At 77.0% G+C, this 461-nt stretch carries 1 protein-coding gene; it reads right to left on the bottom strand.

Features of this window, described 5'->3' with window-relative positions; translation table 11 throughout:
* Positions 1-461 (bottom strand): hypothetical protein (locus GT354_RS38580; protein WP_161361039.1); only part of this gene is annotated, 461 nt, incomplete at both ends.

The raw sequence follows: 461 nt of genomic DNA, 5'->3' as shown, positions 1-461 counted from the left end.
GGGCTCGGCGGGTGTGGGCTGCGCGATGCCGGCGGCGGCGCGGGCTCGGGCGGCGACCGTGGCCACGGTGACGAATTCGACGTCGGGGGCCGCGCACAGCGTCTCCACGACGCGGCGCAGCGCGCCGAAGCGGGCGTCGTCGATCGCGCTCGCGCCGGGGTGCGCGATCAGGACGGCGAGTCGGTCCGGCCGGTCGCGGGCGGCGTCGACGAGGTCGAGCCAGCGAGTGACGAGCGTGTCGGGGTCGGCGGGTGAGTCGGTATTGAGGACGTACTGCCAGTAGTCGACGGCGGGCCACACGAACGGGACGGTGACCACGCCGGCGGCGTACACGGTGGGCGCGTCGGCGCCGCGGCCCTCCCCCTCGGCGGGGATCGAGCTGTCCTCGGTGATGCCGGCCTCGGCGAACAGCGCGTGGTCACCGGGGGCGAGCAGGCCGCCGGGGGCGCGGAAGCCGGGGC

It is taken from the genome of Streptomyces sp. SID3343, assembly GCF_009865215.1.
Taxonomy (GTDB): Bacteria; Actinomycetota; Actinomycetes; order Streptomycetales; family Streptomycetaceae; genus Embleya.
This window is presented reverse-complemented; position numbering and strand designations above follow the sequence as displayed.